The 7,351-nt window shown below is 29.8% G+C and carries 8 protein-coding genes; 5 read left to right on the forward strand and 3 right to left on the reverse strand.

Annotated elements, in window-relative coordinates:
* The 3 genes from R4Y45_RS05980 to R4Y45_RS05990 form a co-directional block, all read right to left on the reverse strand.
* A partial coding sequence (locus R4Y45_RS05980; RefSeq protein WP_339970268.1) for an iron-sulfur cluster biosynthesis family protein occupies window positions 1–228 on the reverse strand: 228 nt, incomplete at its 3' end.
* A 173-nt stretch (window positions 229–401) separates the two neighbouring features.
* Window positions 402–599 carry a cold-shock protein gene (locus tag R4Y45_RS05985; protein ID WP_339970269.1) on the reverse strand — a complete coding sequence of 66 codons (198 nt, stop codon included), beginning with the start codon at window positions 597–599 and terminating at the stop codon, window positions 402–404.
* A gap of 235 nt (window positions 600–834) precedes the next feature.
* The gene (locus R4Y45_RS05990; protein ID WP_339970270.1) at window positions 835–1,344 is read right to left on the reverse strand and encodes a hypothetical protein; all 510 of its coding nucleotides are present in this window, start codon (window positions 1,342–1,344) and stop codon (window positions 835–837) included.
* 365 nt (window positions 1,345–1,709) lie between these two features.
* Here R4Y45_RS05990 and R4Y45_RS05995 point away from each other — a divergent pair, with 365 nt between their 5' ends.
* The 5 genes from R4Y45_RS05995 (at window position 1,710) to R4Y45_RS06015 (ending at window position 7,042) form a co-directional block, all read left to right on the forward strand.
* A complete protein-coding gene (locus tag R4Y45_RS05995; RefSeq protein ID WP_339970271.1) occupies window positions 1,710–2,534 on the forward strand; it encodes a replication initiation protein in 825 nt (274 codons plus the stop codon).
* Window positions 2,535–2,537: 3 nt separating this feature from the next.
* Complete coding sequence (locus R4Y45_RS06000; RefSeq protein WP_339970272.1) at window positions 2,538–2,837, forward strand: hypothetical protein; 300 nt, start codon at window positions 2,538–2,540, stop codon at window positions 2,835–2,837.
* A 384-nt stretch (window positions 2,838–3,221) separates the two neighbouring features.
* Window positions 3,222–4,973 (forward strand): plasmid recombination protein, encoded by a 1,752-nt coding sequence (locus R4Y45_RS06005; protein WP_339970273.1) that lies wholly within the window; start codon window positions 3,222–3,224, stop codon window positions 4,971–4,973.
* A 93-nt stretch (window positions 4,974–5,066) separates the two neighbouring features.
* Window positions 5,067–6,332, forward strand: coding sequence for a DNA (cytosine-5-)-methyltransferase (gene dcm, locus R4Y45_RS06010; RefSeq protein ID WP_339970274.1), 1,266 nt, complete (start codon window positions 5,067–5,069; stop codon window positions 6,330–6,332).
* A gap of 29 nt (window positions 6,333–6,361) precedes the next feature.
* A complete protein-coding gene (locus tag R4Y45_RS06015) occupies window positions 6,362–7,042 on the forward strand; it encodes an NgoBV family restriction endonuclease (protein ID WP_339970275.1) in 681 nt (226 codons plus the stop codon).
* Window positions 7,043–7,351 lie beyond the last annotated feature (309 nt).

Raw genomic sequence — 7,351 nt, forward strand, 5'->3', positions numbered from 1 at the left:
TTTTGAAGTTGTTAATTTCAAGTCTAAATTGTTTTCAATGTCTTCGTTGTAATCAGTATCTTCTTGAGTACTAAATACAAATTGAAATTTATTTCCGATGGCACATGTACCACCTAATTCAGAAAATTTATTTGATCCATCGTCTAATGCTAGAAAAACATAGCTATCTTTTGATGGCATTTTATCTTGTAAATATTTTTGAGCTGCATCTTTAATGTTTAGTTTCATAATATAATACCGCTCTTTTATTTAATAAGTTTTGCACAATCATTATAACTCTTTAAATCTACATTTTTCAAATATTATTTACTTAAACTATTTATGTTAGTTCCTGGTATAACCATTCCCCGATACATTTTTGAGCACAAAAAAAAAGAGCCCTACAGGCTCTTTTTCTGTTACTATTTTTGGATATTAACTGCTTGAGGTCCGCGATCACTTTGTTCAATTTCAAAAGTAACTGCTTGTCCTTCGTCTAAAGTTTTAAAACCATCTGATTGAATAGCTGAGAAGTGAGCAAACACATCTTCACCATTTTCTTGAGTAATAAAACCAAAACCTTTGTCTGCGTTAAACCATTTAACTGTACCGTTAATCATATATAATTTCCTCCTGTTGCATATTAAGTATGCGTTTTGTTGCAATGAATATTTGATAAGTAAAAGGAAAAATTATAGATATGTATAATGTTACAGTTCACGTTTCAAAATCAATTACATACGTAGTATAACACACAAAAGAAACAAATGATACAAACATAAGTAATGATTTAATAATGTTTTTTTGCTTAAATAAAAGTCTACTTCTTGGTATAACCATTCCTTGAATACGTTTTCAATCAATTTTAATAAAATCTGACTTCAATTTCATATGTATATCTTCATTTAGCAAACATTTTAGAATAAACTTTTGATCAGTTTCAATATTTCTAAAAGTTAATAGCCCATAGCTGGCAACTCCTTGTTTTCTGCTTGTTCCATTATTTACATAATTGTTTCCTAATTTTGTAATACTTCCTGAATTAACGCTTTGATATTTAGGCTTATAATCTATGTTTATTAATTCTATCTGTGGTGAATTAGCATAATTAAAGTGTAGTAATCCTTCTTTTTCTTTGACTAAAATACTGTAACCTTTAGCATCTTGTGGATATCCCGCTTTATTAAGATTTTCAGAGTCCATCATTAATTGAACATCTGTTTCATAATTACCCCTTGATTTTTCTTGTTTTAAAAAAGTATTTTTGTAGTATTTTTGGTAGTCTCTAATATTTCGTTGTTTACTTGTGTAGAGATAAATTATTACTCCTAACATCAAAACAAGTATTATTAATGATAAGTCCATAGCTGTCTCCTTGATATTATTATATATATTCAATATATCAATTATGAAGCCATAATACTATTTTGACACTTTAATTCAAAATAACATTCTGATTTATTAAAACAGTCTTTTCTTTTATATTTCTTTTATAATTCTTTTAAAACTCTTTTAGGTGTCCTGTACACCAATGTTGTCAAGGGTTACAGAGCTTTATCGATACCATTTTGCGGGCTTATCGATACCATTTTGCGGGCTTATCGATACCATTTTGCGGGCTTATCGATACCATTTTGCGGGCTTATCGATACCGTCTATTTGATTCTCGTATTGATAAAATGGTGTCGATATTGTAAAGTAATATTATTAATTTTTATGGAGGAGTATCTATGGCAGTAAATGAAATCACAAAATACGATAAAGAGTTAAATTCGATACCATTAGGACATCTAAATAGTGTTGAAATGAACCTCTTTTTTTCTATAATTACAAAAATGCGTGATAAAGGCACAGAAGTTGTTCGTTTTGATTTTAATCAGCTACAAGAACTTTCTGACTTTCATGGCAATAGTCGTAAGAGATTTATTGAAAATATTCTGAAGTTATACAAAAAAATGCTGGCTTTAAATTTTGGGATAACTTCAGAAAATGGACTAGTACACGAACAGTTTATAATGTTTTCTGAGTTTAAAATAAATGCCGAAGAACCTATTCCATATGTAGATATTGAGATATATAAGAAAGCAGTACCTTTGCTTAATGAACTAAGTACCTGGGTAAGATTTTCTTTGAAAGAATTTAATCAATTAACTTCGGTTTATGCCAAAACATTATTCAGACTGTTCAAACAGTTTAGAACAACAGGAAAAGTTATATTAACTGTTGAAAAATTTAATGAGTTATTATCAGTTCCTAAATCTTATAAGCAAAATAATATAAATTCTAAAATTTTAAATCCTGCAATGGCACAATTGGAAAAATATTTTGACAATCTGACAGTTAAAAAAGAATACTCAAAGACAAGAGGCAGACCTTTAAAAAGTTATACGTTTACTTTTAAACCTGAAGCTAAAAATTCTGATGATTTCAAAAAGAAAGAAGGCTTTGAAAAGTCTCATAAAGAAGTATCGACAGACTGGTCAACTCATACATTAAAAAATAAAAGTAAAGAATCTGATGAAGACGTATCTAAAATGTTAGAAGAATTGGGGTAAATTATGGATCAACTACAAAAGATTGAAGAACAAGAAAAGAAATTACGTCAAAAGAAAAAGCAACTTTTTGAAAAAGAACAAGCTAAAATTGGGCGTCAATTTATGAAATCAGTTAAGCTAAAAACAACTGATTTTGATAAGGCAAAAAGTCGTCTTGAAGAGGGCTTTTTAATCAGCAAAGATAACTATAAAAAATTAGTTTATTTAGCTAATGAAATTTACCAAGATTATGACGGTAATTTGCAGACAAAAAATAGCGAAGAATTGTTAAAAATTTTAGCGACTTTTAGGACAAAAAAATAATCAAAAAAGGGTCAATTTTTGATTATTTTATAAAGGGTTTTAAAGACTGAAAAATGAGTTTGTTTTCAGTCTTTTTTTGTGGCAAAAATTTATAATATTTTGACGCAAAAAATCGACCAAAAAAATTACTATTTTTTAGTCGATTTATCAGGGTGAAAAACGTGCCAATTTTCAGCCTATTTTTTCAATCAAAAAGTGCACCTATTTTGGATTGGAAAACAGCTCCGCAGGACGTTTGAATTTTTGGAACATCGTGCCAAAAGTTCGAAAACGTTACCTTTTGCCAAAAGGTAACCAAAACCGCTATACTTGTTATTATCAAAATCAATCAAGTTAGAGGTGCTATTTATGGGTATGAGTATTAGTTTTAAAAAAGCCACAAATATGACGTCAATTAAACACAATAATCGTGACTTTAAAAAAGAAGATTGGGAGAACAAATATCATCAGCATATTAACCCTGATTTTACGGATCAAAATATTGTTATTAAACAAGAAGATATTAAATCTGTTTATCAAAAGTTATTTCAATCAGCAGTTGATGAGTATAATCAAAAGCAAAAAAGAGCAGATAGAAAAATAGACGATTATTATTCTAAAATTAAGCACTCAAAAGGCTATGAATTACAGCGGGAATTTGTCGTTCAAGTTGGGCAAAAATCTGACTTTGAAAATGGCATTGAAAGTGAGAATTGGCAAACAGCTAATCAGATACTTAAAAGCTATGCTGAAAACTTTCAAAAAGAGAACCCTAATTTGTACGTGTATAACACTGTCATTCACAATGACGAAGTTAGCCCTCATTTACACCTAAATGTTGTGCCAATGGCGACAGGGTATAAAACAGGAGTCAAAATACGTCCTAGTTTTGATAAGGCTTTAAAAGGTCAATTAGGCGATAAAAAAGGCGACTCTCGAGAGCTTTTTAGAACCTACCGTGATAAACAGGTCAAAACACTTGAAATGTCGCTAAATGAACACGGAATTGACCGTGATGTTAAAAATACAAATAAAATCAAAGATGTTCGTGAGTATAAAAATCTTGTTCAAGAAACAGAGCGATTGGCTCTAGATAACTACAACGCACTTAAAGAACATTATGATCAAAAAGCCGAAGAATATAGGCAAAAACTACAAAAGCAGTTGGACGAATTAAAAAGCCAGAGAACTGGTTATCAAAAAGAAAACACAGATTTGGAGCAAGAAATCAGCGACAAAAGGCAAGAATTGTCGGTTTATGAAGAAAAAAGCCAAAAAATGCAGTCTAAGAGTTTAACGCTTGGAAATAAGATAAATGACTTAACAGAACATAAAAATGGCTTAGAACGTCAAATTTTGGCAAATAAGAACGATTTGAAACAAATATCACAGCAAATAGAACATAAACAAAATGATATAGCTAAATCAGACTACAAAAAGACGTTATTTGATGAATTTTATAAAAAATTCTCTAATCGTAATTCTACTAACAGCAAAGCAAGAGAAATTTTGCCAGGAAAAGTTATTACCAACCAAAACTATGACAAAACCTTAGCCAAAATTTCTGAATTAGTTGAAACGGTCGATATGGCAAAAGATATTGAACAAGTATTTACTGAAAATGCTGAACTCAAACATCAACTTGATTCTGATATTCAAAATGGAGCTCAAAAGATATATCAAAATCATTTCAAAAAAGAACTTCACGCAGCTACTGAAAAACTAACGACTGAAAATAAAACTTTAAAACAAGAAAATGATCAGCTAAAAGACTTAGCCAAGAACCAACAAACACGTATTCAGAAGTTAGAAACCATTCTTTATGCAGTTAGAGAAACCATTCAAGATTTTGGCTATGAGTTCAAACATAAACTAAAAGATATTTGTGTAACTTTTGGTACTAAACTTCGAGATAAATTTACTCAAAATGGAAAAGTTAACTTGAATGCAACTGATGTAAAAAACGAATTAGGTATTAAAAAAACACCGTCAGCAAGTAAAAAGATACTGTACGGTGTTAATTCTGATCAAAGAAAAAGAGAAGCCTTTAGAGAAAAACGACCTCTGAAATTATCTCCTCAACAACAAAAAGAACTTCAACAAGCAGAGATATTTAAAGAGTTAAATCGTCAGCGTAGCAAAGGCATTAATAGGTGATTTTAAGAGTTATGAATTATAATTTTTGCTGGACCCTCTCTCAATTTTATCGTATACTGAATTATCAAATATTCCCAAAGGAGAATTACATTTATGAAAAAAATTAAATATATCGACTTATTTTGCGGAATTGGAGGACTACGTTTAGGCTTTGAGCAAGCTTTAAAAGAATTAAATATTAAAGGAGAATGTCTTTTTTCAAGCGAAATAAAACCTAGCGCTATAAAAGTATACAAACAAAATTTCCCCAAAAGTAATATTTCAGGAGATATAACCAAAATATGTGAGAAAGATATTCCAAATTTTGATTTCTTACTAGCAGGTTTTCCCTGCCAAGCCTTTTCTTCAGCTGGCAAACAATTAGGATTTGAAGACACTAGAGGAACTCTTTTCTTCGATATAGCTAGGATATTAAAAGAAAAAAAACCAACAGGATTTATCCTAGAAAATGTAGAAGGTTTAGTCAACCATGATAAAGGAAAGACGTTTAGAGTGATAAAATCTATACTATCTGATTTAGGCTATATCTTATCTTATAAAGTAATTAATGGAGCGGATTTTTCTCTAGCCCAATCAAGAAAAAGAATATATATAGTCGGTAATAAAAAAGAAAAAATTACCATTGATGACTACAACCCTAAGACTAGTATTTTAAATAATATATTAGAAAAAGATGTTGAGGTAAGTGAAACAGAATTTACAAAACAGTTGCTGTCTCACTTTAAATTAAAAGATTTATATGGCAAATCAATAAAAGATAAACGAGGTGGGATTAACAACATTCATAGTTGGGATATTGAGTTAAAGGGAGAAATTTCCTATGATCAAAAAAACCTATTAGAAATTTTATTAAAAGAAAGACGAAAAAAGCACTGGGCTGAAAAAATTGGAATCACATGGATGGACGGAATGCCCTTAACTTTTGAACAAATACAGTCTTTTTTTCAACATCCAAAACTAAAACCCATGCTTAATGATTTAGTAAATAAAGGGTATCTTAAGTATGAACATCCAAAAGAAAGAATTGGAAATAAGCGTGTTCCTGACATTGAAAAACCTAAAGGATATAACATAGTTACAGGAAAACTTTCATTTGAGTACAGTAAAATATTATCACCGTATGAAACAACGCCTACACTAGTTGCAACTGATGTAAGCAGACTGGGAATCCCTTCTGAAAATCCTATAGGAATAAGGACATTAACTACTAGAGAAGGATTAAGACTATTCGGTTTTCCAGAAAACTATGATATGAATTATGTAAACAAAAGAGAAGCATTTGATCTTTTAGGTAACACCGTATGTGTCCCCGTTATAAAATACGTTTCATATAAACAGTTGTTATCACTTAAAGATTAATTTAACATAAAAATAAAAAGGATGTTTTTATGTTAAATATTACCGATGTTTATAATCGACTAAAAGAAGAAGTAAAAGATGAAAAAGGACTAATAAAATTTAGCCTTGGAAGTATATCAATTGAAATCCATGGAAAAGATAGTATGGGAAATCTAATTCAAGAGTGGCTAGGACACTGGTTTCAAAAAACTAATATTAGCTATGAAGTCTTAGAAAACACACAAGAATTTCCGGACTACTTATTACAATTAGATGGGGAAAACACAACTTACTTGGAAATCAAAAGCTGGAATTATAATAATAGTCCTGCTTTTGATTTAGCTAATTTTGATTCTTATATAAATTCGTTAAGTAATAACCCTAAAAAAATAGACGCCGACTATCTTATATTTGGGTATGAAATTAATGAGCAGGGATTTAAAATTAAAGATATTTTTCTAAAAAAAATATGGGAACTAGAAGGTCCCGCAAAGAATTATCCTGTTAGAATTCAGGTAAAAAAAGGTGTTGTGTACAATCTTAGACCAATAAATTTTAAATCAGATAACACCGAATCGTTTGCTACTCGATTAGAATTTTTTAACCATTTAATAGATACTAGAATAATGTTTAAAAACCAAGGAAAAAAAGCTCAAACTGAAGAAGAAATTAGAAGCTGGGGTGAAGAAATCAAAGATTTTTACAAAAAACAGACAGGAAATAATATGTAAAACAAGTTAAATTAAAACAAAAGCATCATTAGGTTCTTGATTCTGTAATGACTTTTATTTTAATTTACATCATGATTTTTGAAACTTATTATAGACAACCATGTATAGAGATTTCTATATTTACTTCAGGAAACTCGCATTCCCCGATACGTTTTTGAGCACAAAAAAAGAGCCTAACTAGGCTCTTTTTTTATTATTCGTTCTCTGTGCTAGAAACAGCACCATCAAGTACACCACTATCATCACTTAAGACAAGAGAAGCATTTTTGTAATCCAAAACAAGATTTTCACCTAAGAAGGCTGATTCTT

It is taken from the genome of Holzapfeliella saturejae (assembly GCF_037546065.1).
Lineage (GTDB): Bacteria > Bacillota > Bacilli > Lactobacillales > Lactobacillaceae > Holzapfeliella > Holzapfeliella saturejae.